The following is a 24,197-nucleotide window of genomic DNA, read 5'->3' as shown; positions in this document are numbered from 1 at the left end:
TATTTTAGGTAAGTTTTCAACAAGCCCGCGAATTTGTAAACATGCGATTTGTGTTGCATTGCAACATAGCGCGCGGTCTCTGGACAGGCTTTTCAGAGAACGGTCATCCATGGGAAAGCGGGGTTTCGCTCAGCGGTAAGCACCGCATTTTGATAGCGCTAACAATATCGCATCGCAGCATGGAAAGTTGGATGTGGTGTTTACGACACGTATTTTCCATTGCGCGGAGCTGGCTTATCGTGAAGGCCTGGATCGCATTAGAAGGAGGACACATGCGGCGCATCTATCGCTGGCATACCGTGGAAGGGGGCGGCACCGAGCACCTGGCGCTCGACCTGTCCCTTGACGGCATCGTGGCCGAGGGGGTGGTGGTCGGTCCGGTGACCGGCGTGCTGTTCGAGGGCGAGCCTTTCGGCTGCATCTACCGTGTGCGCTGCGACCCGGACTGGCGCGTGCGCGAGCTGGCACTGCGCGTCGGCGGCGGTCCGTCGCTGGCGCTGGCGGCCGACGGCGAGGGGCACTGGACCGACGGCGCCGGCGCGCCGCTGCCCGCGCTGGACGGCTGCATCGACGTCGATCTGGCCTGCAGCCCTTTCACGAATACCTTGCCGATCCGGCGCCTGGGCGAGGCCCTGCGCGAACGCCAGGCGATCCGGGTCGCGTTCATTGCCTTCCCGGGACTGGAACTCAAGGCCTGGCCCCAGCTCTACACCCGGCTCGACGCCGGACGCTACCTGTTCGAGAGTCCGGAACATGATTTTCGCGCCGAGATCGAGACCGACGAGGATGGGCTGGTGCTGCGCTATCCCGGCCTGTTCACCCGGCGCGGCGCCTGAGCAAGACACGACCGGGTGGGCGGCGGCGCCTTCGGATGGGAGATGGCCGGCGCGTCGCCGCGCGGGCAACAATCTGCCTCCCAAGGAGGATGCAATGAACAAGACGCTTCGCCACAGCGCGGCAGCATGCATGGTGCTGTGCGCCGCTTCCGCGTGCGCGCAGGCCGATCTACAGGTATATGGACGGTTGAACGTGTCCGCCGAAATCGTGCGCAATGGGCAGGAAGGCCGCCAGGCCCGCATCGCCAACAACCGCTCGGTGCTGGGCCTGCGCGGCAGCGAGGACCTGGGCGGCGGCCTGAAGGCGCTGTTCCAGGTCGAGGGTACGCTGGCGCCCGATACCGGCGCCGGCGAGATCGCGCGGCGCGACACCCGCATCGGCCTGGAAGGCGGCTTCGGCACGCTCTTCCTCGGCCACTGGACCACGGCCTACACCGGCGCCACCTCCGGCCTCGATCCCTTTTATCCGACCACGGCCGGCTACATGAGCATCCTCGCCAACGGCGCCGCGCCCTCGACGGACAACAGCGGCAACCTGGCTTCCTTCGACCGGCGCCAGGCCAATTCGCTGCACTACTGGAGCAAGCCTTGGCAGGGTCTGAGCCTGCGCCTGACGCATGGCGTGAACGAGGAACGTCCGGCGGGCGGCGCCAGGCCCGCACTGCACTCCGCCGCGCTGCTGCTGGAACGGGATGGGTGGCAGGCGGTGCTGGCCCACGAGCGTCATCAGGACTACCAGGGGCCGGGAAGCCGCGACAGCGGCACCAAGGCCGCGCTGGCCCATGCCTTCGGCGCGACGCGGGTGGCCTTGGTCGTCGAAAGACTGGAATACGGACTCGCGGCCGGGAAGCTGGCGCGCAACGCGGCCTACCTGTCGCTCAGCCACCAGCGGGGCGCGCTGGGACTGCGTGCGGGACTGGGCTGGGCGGACGACGGCAAGGGTGCGGCGGGCAGCCGGATCGGTTTCGTGCGCGGCGGGGAGGAAACCGGCGCCTTGCACCTGACCTTGGGGATGGATGTGGCGCTGTCGAAGCGCAGCGGCGTCTACGCCTATGTCACGCGCCTCGACAACGAGGCCGCGGCGGCCTACGACTTCGCCATCAACGGCCTTGGCCAGGCGCCCGGCGCCACGCTCAGGGGCGCGGCGCTCGGGTTGCGGTACGCCTTCTGATCAGGCGCGGCGGCGCAGGCTGGCCAGGCCGAGCAGGCCCATGCCCAGCAGGGCCAGCGACCCCGGTTCAGGCACGTCGGCCGGCACGCCGTCAAAGGCGATTTCGTTGGCCAGCAGCTGGATGGTGGCGCTGCCCGGGTAATCGGCCCAGTCGTAGCCATTGACCCAGACGAAGCCCGCGCCGACCGCGCCGCCGACGATTGCGGCGTTGTTGCCGTTGCGGGTCGCGTACACGGTGCCATTGCCCAGGCTGCTGAAGTGCTGGAAGAACTGGGTGGCGTTGTCGTCACTGTACTGGGCGCCCAGCGCGTGGCCGAGGCCGGCGGCGGCGCCGGCGTCGGTGAACACGACGTTGCTGACGGCTGCATCCCAGGCATCCGAAGCGACGCCGCCGAGCAGGTGCATGCCGTAGCTTGCCGAGGTCCATTCGGTGATCAGCTTGCCGCCAGCGTTGATGAAGATTTCCAGGTCGGCATTGCCGGTACGGTCGCGGCCGAGGATGACGGTGTTCACATTGGCCAGCGCGCCAACCGACAGGCTTTCCAGGTCGAGCACGGTATGGCCATGCTGGCTCAGGGCCTGGATCGACGCCGAACTCGGGTAGGTGCCGTAGACGCCGATCACATCGGCCTGGGCGGTGGTGCTGGCGAACAGCGCTGCGACAGCGGCGGCGGCAAAGAAGCGTTTCATGGTTTTCCCTGGTTTTGTCGAATGTCTTATGCGGTGGGCTAGGCCACCATCTTGTCGGGTTACCATAAAGCAGGTTTCATGCCTGATGGAAATAATATTGTTAAATCAAGGCCTTATGCTTCCGGACGGCCACTGTCTTTACCTCCATGTAAAAAATTCCGACAGGAAATTAACACTGTCCGGCTGAGTTGCCCCGCTAATCGCTGGGATAGCGCAGGCCGATCTGCTTGCGGATCGTGTCGAGCAAGCCCATCAGGCTGAGCGTCTCCTCATGCGTCATCAAGGGATGCTCGATCCATCCTTCGCGCAGGCAGCGCCCGGCCTCGATCGCCTCGTGGGTATAGCCGTTGCCCAGGTAGGGCGTGGGAATCGTGCGTGCGCTGCCGTCGGCCAGCTCGACCGTGACCTGGGTGGCCAGGTGGAACATGCGGTGCATGCGAACACGGCCTTTGGTACCCGACACCAGCAGCTCGCAGCCCGAGCGGGCGCGCAGCGAACAGCTGCACACCGACAGCGTCCCGCCCGCGTGCTTCATGGTGAAGGCGGTGCTCAGGTCGACGCCGGTCTCGCCCATGATCGCCTGGGCCTGCACCGCGCTCACCTTGCCGAGCAGGGCGCAGGCGATCGACAGCGGATAGATGCCCAGGTCCAGCAGCGCGCCGCCGCCCAGTTCCAGCTTGTTGACGCGGTGTTCGGGGTCTTGCGTGGCCGAGAAGCCGAAGTCGGCATGCACCTGGGTCACCGTGCCGATCTCGCCGGATGCGATGATGCGCTTCACTTCCGCCAGCGCCGGCATGAAGCGTGTCCACATCGCCTCCATCAGGAACAGGTTCTTGGCGCGCGCCAGCGCCACCACCTCGCCCGCCTCGCGCCGGTTCATGGCGAAGGGCTTTTCGCACAGCACGGCCTTGCCGCCGCGCAGGGCCAGCACCGCGTTCTCGGCATGCATCGTATGCGGGGTGCCGATGTAGATGATGTCGATGTCCGGCGCCAGCGCCAGCTCGCCGTAGGAACCGTAGGCCGCGATCTCCGCTTCTGCTCCGCATTCAGCGGCGAAGGCGTGCGCGCTTTCCTTGCTGCGCGAGCCCACCGCCGCCAGCACCGCGCCCGGCGCGTCGCGCAGGCCCGCGGCGAAATCGTGGGCGATGCGGCCGGTGCCCAGGATGCCCCACCTGATCGCTCTTTCCATCACAGCTCCGTCACCTTGAGGTAGTCCTTCAGCGCCGCCACCACCATCGCGTGGTCCTCCGCGCCCGGCAGGCCGGAGACGGTGATGGTGCCGACCTGGCCGCTGCCCTTGATCACGATCGGGAAGGAGCCGCCATGGGCCGCGTACTCGCGAGGATCGAGGGCGGGGATGGCGTCGTGGTCGCCGCCCGCCAGGCGCACCTGGTTGTGGACGTAGAAGGAACTGTGGCCGGTGCGGTTGACCAGGTTGCTCTTGCGGCGGATCCAGTCGCTGTTGTCGCGCGAGGTGCCGTTCATGCCGTGGGCGAACAGCACGGTGCCGTTGCGGGCGATCTCCACCGACACCGCCTTTTTACTGGCGCGCGCCATGTCGATCAGCTTGAGGCCGATCTCGAGCGCGATGTCGTTGTCGAAGCGCTCGAACTGCAGCAACTGTTCCTGGCGCTGCAGGACCTCGAGGGGAACGGGGGAGTCGGTCATGGCGATGGTCCTTGGCTTTGGCGTGAATTCGGACAGCGCCGCGCTCACGTAGACGAGCGGCGCGTTCCAGTTGATGGCGACCTCGTTGGCGGCGTAGCTGCAGCCATGGTCGATATAGGACAGCGCGGGCAGGGCGCTCGGGTAGGACACCGGGCAATCCTTCTTGTCCTGCTGGCCCGGATTGGGTCCGCCGGCCAGCCAGCCCGGGACCGGCGCGTCGACCCCGTCGGCCATCGAGGGCCGGTGGTGCGGATGCAGGGTGGGGCGGGCACCGAAGCCGGTGACGAAGGAATAGCCGGTGGCGTTGCGCCCCAGGACATAGTCGAGCGCCGATTGCGCGGCCAACAGGTAATCCTGGGTGCCGTTCAGGCGGTAGGCCTGGAGCAGCATCATGGCCTGGTTCAGGACCACCGCATTGCTGCCCCAGACCATCTCGGATCCCTTGATCGGCACGCGGTAGCCGGACGAACGCCATTCCTGCACCAGTTGCCGGGCCAGCCCGTCCAGGCGGCTGGCGGCCAGGGCGGCATCGGGCGCTTTGAGGCGCTCGCGGTGCTGGGCCAGCGACATCCAGGCCAGGCCGCGCACGTCGCTCCACGACGGCGCGGTGGCCGCCACGGTCTCGGGACGCAGCGCCTTGTGATAAATGTCCTTGCCGGTAGCGATGTAGAGTTCGGCCGCGGCCCAGGCGAATTCGTCCTCCAGGTGGGCGTCGCCATACTCGCCGGTGACCACGCCGGGTGGATTCTTGAACACGGCAGCGGGATGGGCGGCGGCCCACTGCCAGGCGCGTTCGGCGGCCGCCAGCATTTTCTTCGACATGCCCGGCCACCGCTGGTCATGGTTTGCCAGCACGCGGCTGGCGGCGGCCATGGTGGCGGCGAAATTCAAGGCCGCCGCCGTGCCCTTGGCCACCACGTAGCGCGGCGCCTTGCCCACCGCATGCGGCATGACCATGCCGTCGAAGCGCAGGTTGGTCAGCTTGTGGTAGACGCCGCCGTCCAACGGGTCCTGCATGCTGAGCATCCACTCGAGGTTCCACATCGCCTCGTCGAGGATGTCCGGCACGCCGTTGCCGGATTCCGGGATGCCGACGTCCTGGCGTGCGAACCATTGCGGGAAGTGTTCGAGCGCGGCCAGCAGGGTATAGGTCGAAATGCCTGAATTGACCACGTACTTGTTGTAGTCGCCGGCGTCGTACCAGCCCTTGGGACTGGACAGCACCGTGCCGGCCGGACGCGCTGTGGATGCGGCCGAGGCATGCACCAGCACCTTGTCGTCAGGGTGGCCCGCGGGACGCGCCCACCGGCCCGCATGCTTCGGCTCGAGCGCGATGCCCGCGCGGTTCAGGTAGAAGGCTTTCAGGGCCGCGCTGTTGAGGGCGCGGTAGCCGTCCTGGGCCACCGTGAAGGGATCGGACAGCGGCAGGCCCTCGACCTTGAGGCGGTAGGCGCCTGGTTTACTCAGCCAGGAAAAGTCGGCCACGCGCACGGTCTCGCCCGAAGGGGCCCAGCTTGTTGCCGCGCCCAGTTTGCCGGCGAAGGCCGGCTTGCCGTCGGCGCCGATCACCTCGAAGCGTTCGGCGGTCCCTTGCGGCACGACGGCCAGCTTCTGCGACTGGGGCAGGAAGCCGAGCTGGTTGAGCTTGATGGTATTGGTCTGGGCCCCGGCGGCGCCGGCCAGCAGCAGCAGGAAAGGGAATGGGAGGGTCGGCAGCTTCATGCCGGCACCGCCTTTCCGTTCGCATCCAGCGCCGGCGCGCTGCCGTCGTCGTGGTGGAAGGGGGCGAACCAGGTGGCCAGGAAGGACGGGATGGTGGCGACCATCACGAACACGAAGTAGCTGACATAGCCCATCATCTCCTGCAGGTGGCCGCTGACCACGCCGGTGACCAGGTTGCACAGGCCCATCAGGCCGGTGCCGAAGGCGTAATGGGTGGTGGTGTACTTGCCCGGCGCCAGCTGCTGCATCAAATAGATCATGAAGCCCACCGCGCCGAAGCCGAAGAAGAACTTCTCGACCACCACGCCGAGCGTGATCAGCATCAGGCTGGAAGGCAGGTAGATGCTCATCACCAGGAAGGCCGCGTTCGGGATGTTGATCGCGCAGCACAGCACGAACAGGGTGCGCTTCAGGCCACGCCTGGCCACATACAGGCCGCCCAGCAGGGAGCCGAGCAGCACCGCCGCCAGGCCATAGGTGCCGTAGATCAGGCCCAGCATCTCGTTGGACAGGCCGAGGCCCCCTTTCGCCGCCGGATCGACCATGAAGAAGGGACCGATCTTTTCCAGGAAGCCCACGCTCAGGCGGAACAGGAAGGCGAAGGCGATCATGCGCCACACGTCGCGCTTCTGGAACAGGGTGACGAAGGCGTCGAGCAGGATGCGGCCCGCGTCCTTGACGCTCGATGGCGTGTCGGCGGCGCGCGCGCCTTCCGGCATGACCCGCCAGTGCCAGGCCGCCATCAGCAGCGTGATGGCCCCGACCAGCAGGAAGATGATGCGCCAGGACTCGATCCAGTCCGGCCCAAAGACCTTGGGATCGTGGCCGAACACCGTGGTGTGCAGGTAGCCGCTCAGGAATACCATGCCGCCGGCGGCGACGATGGGACCGATGTTCCACGACAGGCTCTGGATGCCGCAGTACAGCGACTGCGAACGCGCGTCCAGCGAGGTGACATACACGCCGTCGCTGGCGATGTCCTGGGTGGCGCCGATGAAGGACAGGGCGAAGAAGATCGCCATCAGGAAGCTCATGTAGCCCGGCAGCTCCATCAGCAGGGCCACGCCGGCGAAGCCGGCGCCGATCAGCATCTGGGCGCACAGCACGAAGAACTTTTTGGTGCGGTACATCTCGACGAAGGGCGCGAACAGGGGCTTGATGGTGTAGGCCAGGATCAGCAGGCTCGAATACTGGGCCGCGCGGCCGTTGTCCATGCCCAGGTTCTTGAACATGATGGCGGTGACGCTGGTGAGCATCACGTAGCCGAGCGCCATCGTGAAGTAGCCGGTCGGCACCCACAGCAAGGGAGAAGCGGAAGGTTTAGCAGGATGCATGTTCGCCTCGCGGGGTGTGGTGGCTGCTAGCGCGTGCCATGCCGCGCGCCGGCTGGGCGGGCGGGGTGTGCGCGAGATGATCGGCCAGGATGCTCGAGGCGCCCAGCAGCGCGGGGTAGGGCGCGGTGATCAGGAAGGTCGGGATCCGCGCCGTGAAGCCTGAAAAGCGGCCCTTGGTTTCGAAGCGCGCGCGGAAGGGCGAGGCGGCGAAGTAGTCGCCCAGGCGCGGCACCACGCCGCCGCCGATGTAGATGCCGCCATGGGCGCCGAGGGTGACGGCGAGGTTGGCCGCCACCGTACCGAGCATGGCGCAGAAGCAGTCGACGGTCTCGCGGCACAGGGCGTCTTCGGCTTCCAGCGCGCGCGCCACGATATCGGACGGCGCCAGCGACAGGTCGGCCGCCGCGCCGCGGCTGACCGCCAGCGCCTCGCGGATCAGGGCCAGGCCCGGGCCGGAGACGAAGCGCTCGGCCGATACATGGTCGAAACGCCGCCAGCAGTAGCGCAGCACCTCGAGCTCGCGCTCGTCCATCGGCGAGAAGGCGACATGGCCGCCCTCGCTGTGCAGCGGGGTCCAGCGTCCATCCGCGGGCACCAGGCCGGAGACGCCCAGGCCGGTGCCGGCGCCCACCAGGCCGATGGCGCCGCCGGGCCGCGCCGCGCCGCCGCCAACCTGCATCAGGTCGGCGTGATCGAGCACGGGCAGCGACATCGCCAGCGCGGTGAAGTCGTTCACCACCCGCAGGGTGTCCAGTCCCAGTTCGCGGCGCGCGCCTTCGATCGAGAAGGCCCAATGGTGGTTGGTCATCTTGATGGCGTCGCCGTCGACCGGGTTGGCGATCGCAATGACCGCATGGCGCACGCGGCGTCCGCCCAGGTAGGCGCGCAGCGCATCCTCGAAGCGCGGAAAGTCGGCGCAGGCCAGGGCCGTGATCTCGCCGATCTCGCCCGGACGGGGCTCCAGGGCGAAGCGGGCATTGGTGCCGCCGATGTCGGCCAGCAGGCGTGGACCGCCGATGTAGGCGCCGTCGTTGTAGCTTTGCATTGTCTCCTCCATGTCCTTGTTCTTGTGCGCGCCGCGCTCAAGCCGCGGCGCGCGCCGCGATGAATTCGCGGTACCACAGCGCGCTGTCCTTGAGCGTGCGCTGCTGGGTGGCGTAGTCGACATGGACGATGCCGAAACGCTTGCTGTAGCCCGAGTTCCATTCGAAGTTGTCGAGCAGGCTCCACAGGAAGTATCCGCGCACCTCGACGCCCTTGTCCATGGCTTCCTTGAGCGCATCCAGGTGGCTGCGCACGAAGGCGATGCGTTCGCGGTCGTGCACCTGGCCGCCGCTCACCGCATCGGGATTGGCCATGCCGTTCTCGGTGATGTAGATGGGGGGCAGGTCCGGATACTCGGCCTTGAGCTTGAGCAGCAGTTCGGGCAGGCCTTCCGGATAGATTTCCCAGCCCATGTCGGTGGTGCCGTGCGGGGCCGGCGCCGGAACCGGTGGGGTGGCGGCGCTGCACCAGGCGCGGAAGTAGTAGTTACAGCCCAGGAAATCGATCTTCTGCCGGATGATGGCGAAGTCGCCTTCCTCGACCACCGGCGCGTTGGCGCCATGGCCGCGCAGGGCCAGCTCGGGGTAGCGGCCCTTGAAGATCGGGTCCATGAACCACTGGGTCGAGCGCGCGTATTCGAAGTCTGCCATGGCGCGGTCTTCGGGCGAATCGGTGGCCGGGTCGGCGGTCCACTGGTTCAGCACGATGCCCAGCTTGGCCGAGACGCCCGTTTCGCGCATGGCCGCCATGGCCAGGCCGTGCGACAGCAGCAGGTGGTGCGAGACCTGGATCGACTGCTTCAGGTCGGCCACGCCGGGCGCGAACTGGGCGTTGCCGTAGCCGAGGTTGGCCGTGCACCAGGGTTCGTTATGGGTGGCGATGGCCTCGACCCGGTTGCCGAAACGGCGCGCGACTTCACGCGCATAGTCGGCGAAGCGGTAGGCGGTGTCGCGGTTCAGCCAGCCGCCGTCGTCCTGCAGGCCCTGCGGCAGGTCCCAGTGGTAGAGGGTCACGTGGGCGCGGATGTTCCTGGCCTCCAGCTCGTCGAGCAGGCGCTCGTAGAAGGCGAAGCCGGCTTCGTTCCAGGGGCCCTTGCCGTCCGGCTGGACCCGCGCCCAGGCGATCGAGAAGCGGTAGGCGTCCACGCCCAGCGAAGCCATGATGCCGACGTCCTCGCGGTAGCGGTGGTAGTGGTCGCAGGCGACCGTGCCGTCGCTGGCGTCCTTGATGTTGGCGGAGTCGAGGCAGAAGGTGTCCCAGATCGAGAGCCCCTTGCCGTCGGCGTTCCAGCCGCCTTCGATCTGGAAGGAGCTGGTGGCGACGCCCCAGGTGAAGTCGGCGGGGAAGTCGTTGCGGAAGTCGAAGTCGGGGCTCTTGGTCATGTCTGTCTCAGGTTGCAATGCCGGTCAGGCGGATGGAAAACGGCAGGCCGCCGCGAGGCGCCTGCCGTGGGCCGGTCTCAGAAATCGAAACCGGTGTTGATGCCGACGGTGCGCGGCGGCTTGTACTGCGCCAGCCACGGTCCGAAGCCGTTGAAGGCGCTGGTCTTGATCTTCTTGTCGTTCACGTTCCTCACAAAAGCGTCGATCCACCATTTGTCCTTCTGGTAGCGCAGGCCGAGGTCCGCGGTCGCATAGGATTCCTGGCGGTCTTCCGCTCCCAGGTTGAACACGCTCAGCTCGGCGTCGGTCTCGTAGCGCGCGGTAATGCGCGGCACCAGGGTCGAGCCGTTATCGAAGCGGAAGGTGTGCTGGTACTGCACCGTGGTCGAGAAGCGCGGCGAGTGCGGCATGGTGTGGCCGGTCACGTCCAGGCAGGTGGCGATGCGGGTGTCGACCGTGCAGGGCGGCAGCGCATAGTCGTTCGAGCCGGCGATCAGGCGTCCCAGTTTGGACTTGAGCAGCGCGAAGCTCACCGACAGGCGGTCGTCCGGCGACAGGCGCGCGGCGATTTCCGATTCCAGGCCATAGACCTCGGCACCCTCGGCATTCTCGATCGCCAGACCGCGGCTGCCGTCCGGGAAGCTGACCGGCGAATTGAACTGGAAGTCCTTGAAGTCCATGTAGAACAGGGCGTTGTTGACGCGCAGCGCGCCGTTCAGGAAGGTGCTCTTGGAGCCGATCTCGTAGTTGGTCAGGGTCTCGGGGAAGTAGGGCACGCCGCGGTCCTGCACGCCGCCCGACTTGTACCCGGTCGAGACGCTGGCGTAGACCATGTTGGCACGGTCGATGTCGTAGTTCACGCGCACCAGGCCGGTGGCCTTGCTGTCGCTGAACTCCCCGTCGTTGCCCGGCACGTCTTCCTTGAAACCCTGGCCCGGCAGGCGCGGATCCATCGAGGGATTCAGGGGCAGCTGGGGCGACGTCGCATCGTAGGCCCAGGTGTAGGCGCGGCCGCCGATGTTGGCGCGCTTGTCGCGGGTCCAGCGCACGCCGCCGGTCAGGTGCAGCTTGTCGCTCAGGTTCCAGGTGGCCTGGCCGAATACCGCGTAGGAATCCACGGTTTCCTTCGGCTGGATGAAGGAGCCTTGCCACACGACGGTACCGTCCTCGGTCCCGTTCATGATCGGGATGTCGAAGCGGATGCTGTTCTTCTCGTTGGCGTAGTAGGCGCCAGCCTGCCAGTCGACCGTGCGGGTGCCGGTCGACTGCAGCAGCAGTTCGTGGCTCTGGCTGCGGTAGTCCGAGTCGACTGTGGTGTGCTCCTGCCATACGCCTCCCGAGATGATCGAGGTGGGCAGCACCGCGCCGCCGTCCTGGTCGAAGCGCATGCTGCCCTTGTACTTGGAGGCGCCGGCGACGTAGTGCAGCGACATGTCCGGGTTGATGTCCCAGCTCAGGCGGCTGCGCAGGTTGTGGCTGTCGCGCCGGATCCAGGGGGCGCTGTCGCTCAGCGTCGACCAATGGTCCTGGCCGGCGCGCGGAGTCTGCATCAGGTTGGCGCTCGGGGTGCCGCGGTCGATGAACTTCTCGTAGGCGATGTCCCAGCGCAGGTCGGGGGCCAGCTGCCACAGCAGCGACAAACGGGCCGCGGTCTGGTCCTGCGCGCTGTACTTGTCGCCGTCGGTGACGTAGTTGTTCGCGTTGATCGGGCGGAAGGCGGCCGCATTGCCGCCGGCGGCGAGGAAGGCCGCGCGCTGCTGTTCGACCGGCACGCCCGGGAATTTCTGGTAGTCGACATAGCCGTCATGGCGCTCATGCACCACCGCGAAGCGCAGGGCGGCGTTGTCGGCCAGCGGAATGTTGACCGCGCCGCGCGCACCGAAGCGGTTGTAGTCGCCGATGCCGCCTTCGACATAGCCGGAGCGGCTGTTCAGTTCCGGCTTGACGGTGGTGATGTTGACCGCGCCGACGGTGGAGTTGCGGCCCCACAGCGTGCCCTGCGGCCCGCGCAGCACCTCGATGCCCTCGACGTCGAACATCAGGGCGGTAGCGCCTTCGGCGCGCGGCGAGTAGACGTTGTCGACGAAGCTGGCCACTTCCGGGTCGGCGTACTGGGTCTTGGCGCTGTCGTTGCCGATGCCGCGCAGGGTCATGGTGGTCACGCCGTGGTCGCCCTGGGCGGTGGCCTGGAAGCCCGGCACCAGGTTGACGACGTCGAGCATGGTCTGGACGTGGTTGTCGGCCAGGGTGGCGGCGTTCAGCGCGGTCACGGCCACCGGAGTGCGTTGGAGCGAGGTGGAGCGCTTGGTCGCGGTAACCACGACTTCGGCGATCTTGCCGTCGTTGGCGGTGCCGGGTGTGCCGCTCGGGGCGGTCCCGGTGGCTGCCGCGGCCGGGGTCGAGGCAGCTGCTTCGGTGCTCTGGGCCTGGGCGCCGCCCATGGCGGCGAGCAGGGTGAGAACTGCAAATGGAATGGGCGCGAGCGCCCGCACACCTTGAGGTACGGAGTTCGTCATACGGTCTCCAATCTTTGAATTATTGATTTTTAAGTAGGGGTCGTTCTACAGCAGATACGGCGCACATCAAGAAACCGATTTCATAAAGTGTGAAACCGATTTCATAGTAATTTTCCCCATGACGAAATGTCAAATGGAATTTTTGTAAACAGACAAGCTGTTGCGATAGCGCTACCATCGCGCCGTTTATGAAATAGTTTCATAAGACTTGCATGAGTGAAGGAAGAGGAAAATACGCGTGATATACTCAGGACAACATCTGCCTGGCCGGCTACCGGAATTCATGAAAAACGACGAGAGCACCATTACCACTTTGTATCAGGTCGCCAGTGCGGCCGGTGTCTCTCCCGCCACGGTGTCACGCTTCCTGAACGGTACCGCCAAGGTCTCCGACGACAAGCGGCGCACGATCGAACGCGTCATCGAAGAGCTCAACTACAAGCCGAACCGCCTGGCGCAAAGCCTGAAAATGGGCAGTACGCGCACCATCGGAGTACTGACCCAGGCGCTGGAGAGCGGCTACTTCAACGGCGCCATGGTAGGGATCGAGGATGCGGTCAAGTCGGCCGGCTATGCGCTCCTGATCATGAGCGGCCACTGGCATGCGGACGAGGAAGCCGAGCGCGTCGAGCTCCTGATCGGGCGCCGGGTCGACGGCGTGGCCATCCTGACCGGCAAGCTGAGCGACGAACAGATCCTGGACTTTTCGCGGCGCGTGCCGATCGTCGCCTTCGGGCGCCAGCTGGCGGGCGAGCGCATGCAGGGCTTTTGCCTCGACAACTATGCCGGCGCCTGCGAAGCGGTGGACTACCTGGTCCAGCAGGGCCACCGGCGCATCGCCTTCATTACCGGCCCGGCCGATCATGCCGACGCCCGCGCGCGCCTGGCCGGCTACCACGACACCCTGGCCAGGCACAGGATAGCCGCCGATCCGGAACTGGTGGTGCCGGGGGACTTCCAGGAATCCGGCGGCCTGCTGGCCGTGAACCAGCTGCTGAGCGCCAACCGCCGTTTCACCGCCATCTTCGCCAGCAACGACCTGAGCGCCTATGGCGCGCGCCTGGCCCTGTACCGCCGCAACATCCGGGTGCCGGAAGACATCTCGATCGTCGGTTTCGACGATCTGCACAGCTCGATGTACACCACGCCGCCGCTGACCACCGTGCGCCAGCCGCTGTATGAGGTGGGCGTCGGGATCGGACGGCGGATGCTGTCACTGCTGGGGCATGCGCAGCCGCCGGCGGAAGTGCCGCCGCTGAGCTTGATTGTCAGGGAGTCGGTGCGGCTGGTCTGATGGTGGCTTATGGGCCTGGGTTGATCCAGGTTTGGCTTTTGCCTGTTTTCTCGCCGCGCTGAGGACTTGGGTTCCGGCCTTCGCCGGAACGATGTACTGCGGGCGCGGACTACGGCGTTTCTTCTCACCGCTGGCTTTAGCACGTCGTTCCGGCGCAGGCCGCAACCCGGTTCCCCGGCATTCCCATGGTTTCCTTTAGCCTCCAACAACTCGCCGTAACATCTCGTTACACAAATCGCTTGCAAATAAATCGCGTGCTATGTAATATGCTTTCCATGGCAGCGCAGAACAGCAAACGGTTCCGCGAAGCCCGCAGCAGGCAGGGAGCAACCGTCTCCCCGGCAGCAAAGTATTTAAGTAGCGCACTATCAAATAGCGATTTAACTAAACTGAAAAGGAGTCTCACCATGGCAATCGACAAAGTCCTCTACCGTGCAACTGCCAAAGCCACCGGTGGCCGCGAAGGCCGCGCCATCTCGTCGGACGGCGTGCTCGACGTCAAACTGACCACCCCGAAGGAACTCGGCGGCAATGGCCTGGAAGGCAGCAACCCGGAACAGCTGTTCGCGGCCGGCTACTCGGCTTGCTTCCTGGGCGCGATGAAATTTGTCGCCGCCCGCGACAAGCTGAAGATCTCGCCGGATGTATCGGTGGAGGGTAGTGTCGGCATCGGCCCGCTGCCGACCGGCTTCGGCATCGAAGTCCAGCTGAACATCAGCCTGCCGGGCGTGCCTGCCGAGGAAGCCCAGGTCCTGATCGACCGCGCCCATATCGTCTGCCCCTACTCGAATGCCACCCGCGGCAACATCAACGTCACCCTGCAGCTGGTATAAGCCGCAGCCAGGTGTCCCGACCGGGACACCTGGCCGAACGACAGCCTGGTTAGCGGAACAAATAAGTAGCACGCGATTTAATCGCTAACCATGCCGGAGTTCGGTGGCTGTAAAGATGGTTCGTTTTTCCAATGAAAACCGGGACGCCCTCGCTAAGCTCGACGGTGTCCTGACCCAGACCGAAATTATAGAAAGGAAATATCATGAAAGCACTGACCAAAACCCTCGCAGCCGCCACCCTTGCCCTGGCCTATGGCACCGCCTCGGCCGCCGCCGGTGGCCCCGGTGTCGAACGCCGTACCCAGGAATTCCTCCAGGCCCTGGAAGCCGGCGGCGGCAAGCCGCTCGAGCAATTGTCCCCGGCCGACGCCAGAGCCGTGCTGGAAGGTGCGCAGAAGAGCGTCAAGCTGGTCCTGCCGAAAGCCGAGGTGTCCGACAAGACCATCTCCGTCGACGGCAAGCAGATCAAGCTGAAGATCGTGCGTCCGGCCGGCCAGAAGGGCGTGCTGCCGGCCTTCATGTTCGTGCATGGCGGCGGCTGGGTGCTGGGCGACTTCCCGACCCACGAGCGCCTGGTGCGCGACCTGGTCGAGAGCTCGGGCGCCGTGGCCGTGTTCGTCGACTACACCCGCTCGCCGGAAGCCGGCTACGGCGTGGCGATCAATGAGATCTATGCCGCGACCAAATGGGTGGCCGAGCATGGCAAGGAACTGCGTATCGACGGCAGCCGCCTGGCGGTGGCCGGCAACAGCGTGGGCGGCAACATGTCGGCGGCCCTGACCCTGATGGCCAAGGAGAAGGGCGCCCCGAAGCTGCGCTACCAGGTGCTGATGTGGCCGGTGACCGATGCCAATTTCGAGACCGCCTCGTATAAACAGTATGCGGAGGGTTATTTCCTGACCAAGAATATGATGACCTGGTTCTGGGACAGCTACACGACGGATGCCGGCAAGCGCAAGGAAATCACCGCCTCGCCGCTGCAAGCCAGCCTGGCTCAGCTGAAAGGTTTGCCGCCGGCCCTGATCCAGACCGCCGAGTTCGATGTGCTGCGTGATGAGGGCGAAGCCTATGGCCGCAAGCTCGACCAGGCTGGGGTGGACGTCACCGTGACACGTTACAACGGCATGATCCACGACTTTGGGCTGCTCAATCCCCTGGCTACCCTGCCGGGCGTGCGCTCCCAGGTGCTGCAGGCGGGTAGCGAACTCAAGAAGCACTTGGCGAAGTGACCCTGTCGCAGGTCACCTTGGCCTGCACGTCGGATGCATGTGCGCCGCCTTCGGGCGGCGTTGTTGTATCTGCGGGCTCGGCATTGATCGGCACGGATTTTACATTCTGGCGAGAAAGGAAATACTTGCCTGGCGCATCCCCGGAGGTGGAAGATGCGGACATATTTTTGCTGGATCGGCCATCGGAGCATTCCAGACTCTAGGTCCTAAAGCGGCCGAAACATGATTGAAAAAGCACGAGAAACGGTGTCCTGCGGTGCTCGATCACGATTTCATATATCTGCTATCTGCACGGTAAATATCCCTATCTGCGCGCAAATTGAATGCATTTAGTTCCCATGTATTTGAGTCCCTGACAAGGGATTTTTGCGATATGACAAGGAAGTTGCCATCCTTGCGTCGGTGCGATACAACGATTCGGAATTTTTTTCCGTACGGAAAACGCACCCGCTTTTGAGGTGTTTAGAATTGCTCTCCATCAGCTTCCTGACGGCAATTTTTATGCGGGTCAGGGCTGCTCAGCCAAGTTGGCAACTGCTTTAACCCTCAAAATATTTAACAATCCGACGCCGATGCACACGACTGCTTCCATTTCGCGCAACACCACTTTTTCGCTTGCGCAGCTCCAGCAATATGCACTTCCGCTCCTGTTCACGCTATTCGGCATGATCATGGGTTCCTGGGCCGGCCGCATTCCCGCGCTGGCCGAGCGCGTCCACGTGTCGCACTCGGCGCTGTCGATGGTGCTGCTGTGCGGCGGCCTCGGCGCCGTGGTGTCCTACCCGATCTCGTCCTATCTGATGGGCCGTTTCGGCGCCCGCAAGACCCTCCTGGTCTCCGGCATGGCGCTGCTGTGCGTGCTGGTGGCGATCGGCATGGCCCCGACCGTGCCGCGCCTGATGCTGGCTGTCCTGAGCCTGGGCATCACCGCCAGCACCTTCGACGTGGCGATCAACTCGGTCGCCACCAAGCGTGAAAAGCAGACCGGCAAGTCGGAACTGTCGAAGCTGCACGGCCTCGGCTGCGCCGGCGGCCTGGCGGGGGCAACCCTGGGCAGCCTGATGGCCAGTCTCAAGATTGCTCCGGCCACCCACTTCGTGATGCTGGCCGCGCCGCTGGCCGCGCTGCTCTATATGGGCTATTCGATGCTGGAAGCCGACGACAGCGTGGAAAAGGTCGAGAAGAAGGCCTTCTCCCTGCCGCGCGGTCCGCTGGCACTGCTGGGTCTGCTGGGCTTCCTGGGTTCGATGTCGGAAGGCAGCATCGCCGACTGGAGCGGCGTGTTCCTGAAAGAACACTTCGGCGCGTCGGACGGCCTGGCCCCGCTGGCCCTGTCGTCCTTCTCGGTGATGATGCTGCTGTCGCGCATGGTCGGCGACAAGCTGAAGGGCCGCTTCGGCGCCCAGCGCCTGGTGACCGTCGGTTCGCTGGTCTCGGCATGCGGCCTGTTCTTCGCGGTGCTGGCCCCGAACGCCTACGTCGCCCTGGGCGGCTTCGCGATCGCCGGCCTCGGCCTGTCGCTGCTGTTCCCGTTCGTCTTCAGCGCGGCCGGCGCCCAAGGCCCGATCGCCCTGGCCGGTGTGGCCAGCATGGCCTACAGCGGCAGCCTGATGGGCCCGCCGGTGATCGGCGCCGTCGCCCACTATGTCGGCATGCAGGCGGCCATCGCCTACGTCGGCGGCCTGTCGGTGGTGATTGCCCTCATTGCGAGCCGGACCCGCCTGCTCAAGTAAAGTCCTCCTCGCGCGGCCTGGCCGCGTTCCAGCGCAGACGTGTCCGCAAGGGCCGTCTGCGTTGCCGTTTCCAGGGCCGCGCCCGGAGCGCCGCAGGGAAAGGCGGTATGATCGAGCGATCCCAACCCGACGCCGCCGACCATGCTCCAGACGCCCGCCAGCTTCACGCCGCTGTTCGCCCCGCCTCCCGATTCTGCCTCCACCTTCGCCTCCGCTCCCCTGAGCTTCCTGTTCCACCAAGGACGCCTGCTGGTGCGCGAGGACGGCCCGGCCCTGCCGGATGCCGCGCTGCTGGCGCAGCTCGGCGTGCCGGAGGCGAACGTGCAGCCGCTCGGCTTGCTCGAGGAGCGCTATTGCCAGGCCGGCTGGCTGGACCACGAGCCGGCGCTGCCGCCCGGCCATGCCTGGCGCGGGCTGCGCTCCCTGTTCGGCGAGATGGACGAGCAGCTGGTGGGCCTGGCGGCGCGCGCGGCCCAGGTGGCCGAATGGGCGCGCACCCACCGCTTCTGCGGCGCCTGCGGCAGCGGGACCGTGCTGGCCGCCGGCGAGCGCTGCTTCAAGTGCGTCAACTGCGGCCACATGGCCTATCCGCGCATCTCGCCGGCGATGATGGTCCTGATCCGCAAGGGCGACGCGGTGCTGCTGGCGATGCACCTGGCCTCGCCCACCAAGCGCTTCGTGCCGCTGGCCGGTTTCCTGGAAGCGGGCGAATCGGTCGAGGAGGCGGTCCACCGCGAGGTGTACGAAGAGGTGGGGCTGCGGGTGCAGAACCTGCGCTACTTCGGCAGCCAGTCCTGGCCCTTCCCGCATTCCCTGATGCTGGCCTTTACGGCGGACTACCTGGACGGCGAGATCCGTGTCGACACGTCCGAGATCGCCGAGGCGCGCTGGTTCGGCCCGGACGACGCCTGGCCGGAACGCGTGCCGCACATCTCGATCTCGAGCGTCCTGGTCGACGCTCACCGTCCGCCCGGGTGCTAGCGCCGCGCAGGCTGGGCCTGTCCGTCGTGCAGCGCATGCACTTCGGCCACCTTGGGCAGGCGCCCGGCGGCGGCTTGTGACGGTGCGGGCTTGGCGCCGGTGCTGCGTAGATTGATGGCGCGCTGCAGGAGGTCGAACCAGAACGGCGCGCCGAACAGGGTGGTGCTGGCGGTCACCAGCCAGCCCGCTGCCTGCAGGGCGAAGCGCGCGTCGAGGGTGGGCGGGAAGCCGTTCCAGCCGATGGGCAGGGCCCACAGCTGCTGGAGGGTGGCGGTATCGAGCGCGCCCGGCGCCGCGCCGATCTGGGCTGCCAGGACCGGGTGCTGCCACAGGGTGCGGAACAGGTGGATGCTGTCGATGTTGAACAGGATTGCGAGCAGCAGCGCCAGCAGCCAGGACACCAGCAGCTGGCGCCGCTTGTAGACGCCGGACAGGCGCTCCATGGCGCTGTCGAACCAGCCGGCGATGCAGTCCAGGAAGCGCTGCAGGTCGCCGCCCGCGTGCGCATACAGGGCTTGCAGGGTGCGCCGCAGCTGCGGATCGTCCACGCCGGCGATGGCGGCGCCGACCGACATCTCGCCATGGCGGATGGTGTCGACCAGGGCCACCGCGAAGTGCCTGGGGTCGATGTACGAAGGTGCGGATGCGGGCGGGCGGCCGCCCGCAGCGCCGCCCTGCACCGTGGCGGCCCCCTGCGGATTGACCAGCGGGTGCGCGTACAGCATGCGCGCCAGCGCGTCGAAGCGCGGATCGGCCAGCATGCGCTTGATGCCTTCCTGGAGCATGCCCGCGCGCAGGCTGAACGCGGCCGCGAGCGCTTCCTGCAAGGTGCTGACGACCAGGGCCAGGGTGCCGTAGCAACATGCCAGGCCGATGGCGACTTCGAGGACGGTGCTGCCGAACATGGCGCTTCTCCCGTGACGGAATCGTCCTTACGCTACGCCGCCTGTGGTATTGCTGGCTTAATCCTGCTCAAAAAATCGGCAGGAGCGGGCCGCCTGCCCGCATTTTCCACTTAGTTTCTATATACTTGCGGCAATCGATTTTCTAGGATTTACCATGTCTGACAAAGAAGCTTTCACCGAACACGACTGGCGTCGCCTGCTCGCCAGCCTTGGCGAGGATCCTGAGCGCCCGGGCTTGCACGAAACGCCGGCGCGCGTGGCCAAGGCCTGGAAACACTGGACCTCCGGCTACGACCAGAATCCGGTGGAAGTCCTGAAGGCTTTCGAAGACGGCGCCGAGGAGTACAACGAGCTGATCGTGGTGCGCGGCATCCCGGTGTACAGCCATTGCGAACACCACCTGGCGCCATTCTTCGGCCGCGCGACCGTGGGCTACCTGCCGAACGGGAAGATCGTCGGCCTGTCCAAGCTGACCCGCCTGGTCGACATCTATGCCAAGCGCCTGCAGGTGCAGGAGCGCCTGACGATCCAGATCGCCAACGCGCTGATGGAAGTGCTGGAGCCAAAGGCCGTGGGCGTGGTGATCAAGTGCCGCCACATGTGCATGGAAAGCCGCGGCATCCGCACCCCGGGCGAGGAAACCATCACCTCGGCCATGCTGGGCGAGCTGCAGCCCAACCTGGCGCTGCGCACCGAGTTCCTGTCGCTGGCGCGCGACGACCGCGGCGCCTGACCGCCTCCCTGGCGCCGCCGGCGCCAAGCGCGGCGCGTCTTCCGCCCCGACCGGGGAACCGGTTCCGTATCCCGGCCCTCCAAGATGTTTTGGAGGCCGACATGGAGCGCCCTGCCTACCCGAGCGACGTCTCGCGCGAACAGTTCGAGAGCATCCGCAGCATGCTCGAGGCGGCGCGGCGCAAGACCCGTCCGCGCAAGCACGATTTGTACGACGTGTTCTGCGCGGTGCTGTATTTCCTGCACACCGGCGCCACCTGGCGCAGCCTGCCCGCGGACTTCCCGCCCTGGCGCACCGTGCACGAGTACTTCACCCAGTGGAACATGCAGCGGGAGGGCGAACGCACCCTGCTCGAAAACACCCTGGATGCACTGGAGCGCGAACCGGAAGCGGCCCAGCTGCGCAAGCTGCTGCACGGTCACTGAAGCGCCGCTTGAACACGCCTCGCGGCGGAGCTGTCATCTTTTTGTCACATTCAGTTGCACTTTTGTAAAGTGTGCAGGGGCACTTGAGCTAAGCTAACAATAAAATTATCAAATTTATATTGTTATCAAAAAAGCGATGCTCGAGCACCTGAATCTCATCCTGTTTTCCGCACTGAATGCGCATGCCGGCCTGACCGGCTGGCAGCTGCTGGGCGCCGTGTTCGCGGCCCGCTGGCTGATTTTCCTGATGCCGCTGGCACTGCTGATGCTGTGGGCGGGCGGCGCCGGCGCGCGCCGCGAAGTGGCGCTGCGCGCCTGCCTGGCGGCGCTGTGCGCGCTCGCGCTCAACGGCCTGATCGGCCACCTGTGGTACAGCCCGCGTCCCTTCGTCGCCGACGTCGGCCATACCTTCCTGTTCCACGACCCCGACAGTTCCTTCCCGAGCGACCATGCGACCAGCATCTTCTCGGTGGCCCTGGTGCTGGCCTTCAGCGGGGTGCGGCCGGCACGCCGCCTGGGCCTGGCGTTGCTGCCGCTGGCCCTGCTGGTCGCCTGGTCGCGCGTCTACCTGGGCGTCCACTGGCCCAAGGACATGATGGGTGCACTGCTGGTGTCGGGAACGATGGCCCTGCTGGCCTATACGCCCGCGGCCCGCGCTGCTTGCGCACGCGTGCTGCCGGGGCTGGAAACGCTGTACCGGCGCGTGCTGGCGCTGCCGATCGGGCGCGGCTGGCTGCGTCCCTGAACTTCTTCCCGTTTATTCCTCGGGCGTCTCGAACACCAGCTTCTTGCCGGCGTCGAGGTGGAACAGGCCCAGCGCCTGGCCCGTGACGGCGTCCGCTTCCGGCGCTTCGAGCTGGGAGCAGCCACGGGTCTCGACCTGCCAGGCCTCGTCGCCGGCGCGCAGGGTGTAGGTGCCGTTGCCGTTGTCGAACAGTTCGATTTCCAGGCCCGGCAGGCGCACCTCGCCCAGCTCCAGCTGGCGCTGGCAGTCCGGCATGCGCGTCACGATCACGCGCAGGCTGGCCCGCTTGCTCCAGAAGACATCCTGGTCGACGCGCACGATCAGCGCCTGGTGGTTGTCGTCGATGTCATAGCGGGCGGTTTCGCTGATGCAGCCGGCCAGGAGCAGGGGAGCCAGCAGGGTGAGAGGAAGGCGCATGAAGTTCCGTTCGATAATGCAACAGTGCATGTCCCGCCGAGTATAGAAGCGCCACCGCCCTTCCGCAACCGCGCGCCGGCATCAGAATTCGGTGCCGAGCGTCAGCGCGCCGAAGGTATGGCGCGGCACCCGCACCGGCGCGTGGAATTCCGCCGAGCGCCGCGTGGCCCGGAACTGCACGAACCAGGGGCCGTGGTCCGGCCCGCGCGTGCGCGGAAAATCGAGGCGCAGGCCCAGCATCGCATCGCCCACCCAGCGCCGCGGCCGCACGCCGGGATCCTCGCGCCCGGGTCGTCCCTGGAGAAAGAGCTTGTAGCCCACGTAGCGTCCCTCGAGGCCGGCGAAGGCGGTGCACTGCACCCAGTCCCACAGGCAGGACGTGCCCAGCCTGCCGCCACCGAGGCGGTGGGTGATCCCGGGCGGCATCGGCGACACCGCCGGCAGATCCTTGCCGATGGCCAGCGAGATGCCGCCCGCCGCATGGCTCATCAGGGTGCCGGCGGTGAGGCGCCAGTAGGTATTGGTCTGCAGGCGCACGCCAGCGCCCAGCTCGCCGGACAGCAGGGGGCGGGCGCTGCGCCGCTCGACCGACAGCAGGAAGGCCACCGAGTTGCCGACTTGATGGCTCCAGCCGCGCGGCGCCAAGCGGTCGCCGATGCGGTGCACCAGCTTCTGCGTGTGCTCGGCCAGGGACAGGCGCCCGGTGAACCCGACCTGGCCGTCGAGCGTGGTCAAAGTGTGCCCGTCGGGCGACAGGAACAGGTAGTCGCGCTCCAGGTAGAGCAGGCCGGCGTAGGGCCGGTCCTGGTCCTGGCGGGCGGCGACCGTGATATCGCTGGGCGTGTACATCAGCTGTCCGAAGCTGTCCTGCGTGAACAGCAGGCGGCCCTCGGCGCATCCCAGCCAGCGGCACAGGCCGTCGAGCAGGCGGCGCTCGCTTGGCGAACGCGTGTCCTGCGCGTGGCGCGCGGCGAGCTGGATGCCGTTGGTGTAATAGCGGTCGGTGTTGAAGAATTCGTCGTTCTCGTAGGTGAGAAAGCGTGCGTCCTGGGCGCCGGCGGCAAGGCTCGCCAGCAGCAGGGGCAGGGCCGCGAGCGCGGACAGGCGGAAAAAGAGCGGGCTCGGCATCGATGGCCTTTCCTGTTCAACACACCACCCAGTGTCGAACCTGCACACAGGATTTTTTTGATCTGAAACAGGATCGCCGCGCGTTTCAGCCGGACTCCATGGTTTTTCGATTTACGCGATGATAGGCCGCATGGACCAGAACGCGTACGAACTGCTCGGCGGCGCCAAGGGACGTCCGGTCAAGATGTGGACCCGCGGCGTGCCGGTCGAGGCGGAAGCGAAGGAACAGCTGTCGAAACTGGCGCAGCTGCCTTTCGTGTTCCACCATGTCGCCGTCATGCCGGACGTCCATGTTGGCAAGGGATCGACCATCGGCAGCGTGATCCCCACCCTGGGCGCGGTGATCCCGGCGGCGGTGGGCGTGGACATCGGCTGCGGCATGATGGCGGCCAAGACCACGCTGCGCGCCGACGACCTGCCCGACAACCTGCACAAGCTGCGCAGCGCCATCGAGCAGGCGATCCCGCACGGCATGTCGCCCAAGACGCGCAACGCCAAGGGGCGCGACGTCGGCTCCTGGAACAGTCCGCCGCCCGCTGCCGAGGCCGGCTGGATGAAGCTCAAGGACGAGTTCGACGAGATCTGCCGCAAGTACCCCAAGCTGCGCGGCACCAACAACTACAAGCACCTGGGCACCCTCGGCAGCGGCAACCACTTCGTCGAAGTCTGCCTGGACGAGGACAATTTCGTGTGGCTGATGCTGCACTCCGGTTCGCGCGGCGTCGGCAACGCGATCGGCAGCCACTTCATCGAGCTGGCGCGCCAGGACATGCGGCGCCACATGGTCAACCTGCCCGACCAGGATCTCGCTTACCTGGAAGAAGGCACCCAGCACTACGACGACTACGTCGAAGCGGTCGGCTGGGCGCAGAAGTTCGCCCGCATCAACCGCGAAGTCATGATGCACAACCTGGTCCACGCGGTGCGCAGCGTCATCAGGAAGCCTTTCGAGACCCATGTCGAAGCGGTCAACTGCCACCACAACTACGTGCAGAAGGAACGCCACTTCGGCAAGGACGTGCTGGTCACGCGCAAGGGCGCGGTGTCGGCGCGCGAGGGCGAGCTGGGGATCATTCCCGGCTCGATGGGCGCACGCAGCTTCATCGTGCGCGGCAAGGGCAACCCCGAGAGCTTCAACAGCTGCAGCCACGGCGCCGGCCGCGTCATGAGCCGCACCGAGGCCAAGCGCCGGTTTACCCTGGCGGACCAGGAGCGCGCCACCGCCGGCGTCGAATGCCGCAAGGACGAAGGCGTGATCGACGAGATCCCGATGGCCTACAAGGACATCGACGCCGTCATGGACGCCCAGCGCGACCTGGTGGAAGTGGTCCATACCCTGAAGCAGGTGGTGTGCGTGAAGGGATGAGTGTTTCCGACCGCGGGCGCGACGGCGTCCGCGTTTTTGCTGTTC

Annotated in this window: 20 protein-coding genes and 1 pseudogene; 11 read left to right on the top strand and 10 right to left on the bottom strand. The window is 66.2% G+C overall.

Going from position 1 to position 24,197, the window contains the following annotated elements:
* Window positions 1–272 precede the first annotated feature (272 nt).
* Together V7778_RS17525 and V7778_RS17520 are read left to right on the top strand one after the other, a co-directional pair.
* A complete protein-coding gene (locus V7778_RS17525; RefSeq protein ID WP_335557585.1) occupies window positions 273–836 on the top strand; it encodes a putative glycolipid-binding domain-containing protein in 564 nt (187 codons plus the stop codon).
* A gap of 94 nt (window positions 837–930) precedes the next feature.
* Complete coding sequence (locus tag V7778_RS17520) at window positions 931–2,007, top strand: porin (RefSeq protein WP_335557583.1); 1,077 nt, start codon at window positions 931–933, stop codon at window positions 2,005–2,007.
* Here the strand turns inward: V7778_RS17520 and V7778_RS17515 are convergent, their stop codons facing one another.
* The 7 genes from V7778_RS17515 to V7778_RS17485 form a co-directional block, all read right to left on the bottom strand.
* Complete coding sequence (locus V7778_RS17515; protein ID WP_335557581.1) at window positions 2,008–2,697, bottom strand: PEP-CTERM sorting domain-containing protein; 690 nt, start codon at window positions 2,695–2,697, stop codon at window positions 2,008–2,010.
* A gap of 196 nt (window positions 2,698–2,893) precedes the next feature.
* Entirely contained in the window at window positions 2,894–3,886 is a 993-nt protein-coding gene (locus V7778_RS17510; protein ID WP_335557579.1) for a Gfo/Idh/MocA family protein, read from the bottom strand.
* Window positions 3,886–6,087, bottom strand: a complete 2,202-nt coding sequence (locus V7778_RS17505; protein WP_335557578.1) for a heme-degrading domain-containing protein — start codon at window positions 6,085–6,087, stop codon at window positions 3,886–3,888. Before V7778_RS17505 ends, V7778_RS17510 begins: the two co-directional genes overlap by 1 nt.
* A complete protein-coding gene (locus V7778_RS17500) occupies window positions 6,084–7,421 on the bottom strand; it encodes an MFS transporter (protein ID WP_335557576.1) in 1,338 nt (445 codons plus the stop codon). The genes V7778_RS17505 and V7778_RS17500 overlap by 4 nt, the downstream gene beginning before the upstream one ends.
* Entirely contained in the window at window positions 7,408–8,466 is a 1,059-nt protein-coding gene (locus V7778_RS17495; protein WP_335557575.1) for a glucokinase, read from the bottom strand. Before V7778_RS17495 ends, V7778_RS17500 begins: the two co-directional genes overlap by 14 nt.
* Before the next feature lie 37 nt (window positions 8,467–8,503).
* Entirely contained in the window at window positions 8,504–9,847 is a 1,344-nt protein-coding gene (locus V7778_RS17490) for a GH1 family beta-glucosidase (protein ID WP_335557572.1), read from the bottom strand.
* Window positions 9,848–9,924: 77 nt separating this feature from the next.
* A complete protein-coding gene (locus V7778_RS17485) occupies window positions 9,925–12,363 on the bottom strand; it encodes a TonB-dependent receptor (protein WP_335557571.1) in 2,439 nt (812 codons plus the stop codon).
* A 283-nt stretch (window positions 12,364–12,646) separates the two neighbouring features.
* On the opposite strand from V7778_RS17485, the gene V7778_RS17480 reads away from it, so the two are divergent.
* The 5 genes from V7778_RS17480 to nudC all read left to right on the top strand — a co-directional run bounded on the left by V7778_RS17480 (window position 12,647) and on the right by nudC (window position 18,433).
* Complete coding sequence (locus V7778_RS17480) at window positions 12,647–13,657, top strand: LacI family DNA-binding transcriptional regulator (protein WP_335557569.1); 1,011 nt, start codon at window positions 12,647–12,649, stop codon at window positions 13,655–13,657.
* Window positions 13,658–14,064: 407 nt separating this feature from the next.
* Window positions 14,065–14,490, top strand: coding sequence for an organic hydroperoxide resistance protein (locus V7778_RS17475; protein ID WP_335557568.1), 426 nt, complete (start codon window positions 14,065–14,067; stop codon window positions 14,488–14,490).
* 203 nt (window positions 14,491–14,693) lie between these two features.
* Window positions 14,694–15,719: an alpha/beta hydrolase gene (locus V7778_RS17470; RefSeq protein ID WP_335557566.1), complete on the top strand. Its 1,026-nt coding sequence runs from the start codon at window positions 14,694–14,696 to the stop codon at window positions 15,717–15,719.
* A gap of 572 nt (window positions 15,720–16,291) precedes the next feature.
* A complete protein-coding gene (locus tag V7778_RS17465; RefSeq protein ID WP_335557564.1) occupies window positions 16,292–17,452 on the top strand; it encodes an MFS transporter in 1,161 nt (386 codons plus the stop codon).
* A 141-nt stretch (window positions 17,453–17,593) separates the two neighbouring features.
* Window positions 17,594–18,433, top strand: coding sequence for an NAD(+) diphosphatase (gene nudC / locus V7778_RS17460; protein WP_335557562.1), 840 nt, complete (start codon window positions 17,594–17,596; stop codon window positions 18,431–18,433).
* On the opposite strand, the gene V7778_RS17455 is transcribed toward nudC, so the two are convergent.
* The gene (locus V7778_RS17455; RefSeq protein WP_335557560.1) at window positions 18,430–19,338 is read right to left on the bottom strand and encodes a hypothetical protein; all 909 of its coding nucleotides are present in this window, start codon (window positions 19,336–19,338) and stop codon (window positions 18,430–18,432) included. The genes nudC and V7778_RS17455 overlap by 4 nt on opposite strands.
* Window positions 19,339–19,492: 154 nt before the next feature.
* Here V7778_RS17455 and folE point away from each other — a divergent pair, with 154 nt between their 5' ends.
* The 3 genes and pseudogenes from folE (at window position 19,493) to V7778_RS17440 (ending at window position 21,241) form a co-directional block, all read left to right on the top strand.
* The gene (folE, locus tag V7778_RS17450) at window positions 19,493–20,071 is read left to right on the top strand and encodes a GTP cyclohydrolase I FolE (protein ID WP_335557559.1); all 579 of its coding nucleotides are present in this window, start codon (window positions 19,493–19,495) and stop codon (window positions 20,069–20,071) included.
* Window positions 20,072–20,172: 101 nt separating this feature from the next.
* Window positions 20,173–20,436, top strand: a pseudogene (locus tag V7778_RS17445) (transposase); the annotation flags it as partial.
* A 196-nt stretch (window positions 20,437–20,632) separates the two neighbouring features.
* Window positions 20,633–21,241 carry a phosphatase PAP2 family protein gene (locus V7778_RS17440; RefSeq protein ID WP_335557557.1) on the top strand — a complete coding sequence of 203 codons (609 nt, stop codon included), beginning with the start codon at window positions 20,633–20,635 and terminating at the stop codon, window positions 21,239–21,241.
* A 12-nt stretch (window positions 21,242–21,253) separates the two neighbouring features.
* On the opposite strand, the gene V7778_RS17435 is transcribed toward V7778_RS17440, so the two are convergent.
* Both V7778_RS17435 and V7778_RS17430 read right to left on the bottom strand, forming a co-directional pair.
* Window positions 21,254–21,658, bottom strand: a complete 405-nt coding sequence (locus V7778_RS17435) for a hypothetical protein (protein WP_335557555.1) — start codon at window positions 21,656–21,658, stop codon at window positions 21,254–21,256.
* 81 nt (window positions 21,659–21,739) lie between these two features.
* Window positions 21,740–22,786, bottom strand: a complete 1,047-nt coding sequence (locus V7778_RS17430; RefSeq protein WP_335557554.1) for a lipid A deacylase LpxR family protein — start codon at window positions 22,784–22,786, stop codon at window positions 21,740–21,742.
* A gap of 130 nt (window positions 22,787–22,916) precedes the next feature.
* Here V7778_RS17430 and V7778_RS17425 point away from each other — a divergent pair, with 130 nt between their 5' ends.
* Window positions 22,917–24,152 (top strand): RtcB family protein, encoded by a 1,236-nt coding sequence (locus V7778_RS17425; protein ID WP_335557552.1) that lies wholly within the window; start codon window positions 22,917–22,919, stop codon window positions 24,150–24,152.
* Window positions 24,153–24,197: the final 45 nt, after the last annotated feature.

Source organism: Massilia sp. DD77 (genome assembly GCF_036961685.1).
Classification (GTDB): Bacteria; Pseudomonadota; Gammaproteobacteria; order Burkholderiales; family Burkholderiaceae_D; genus Telluria.
Note: the sequence above shows the minus strand (reverse complement) of the source record. Positions and strands in the feature narration are given on the sequence as shown.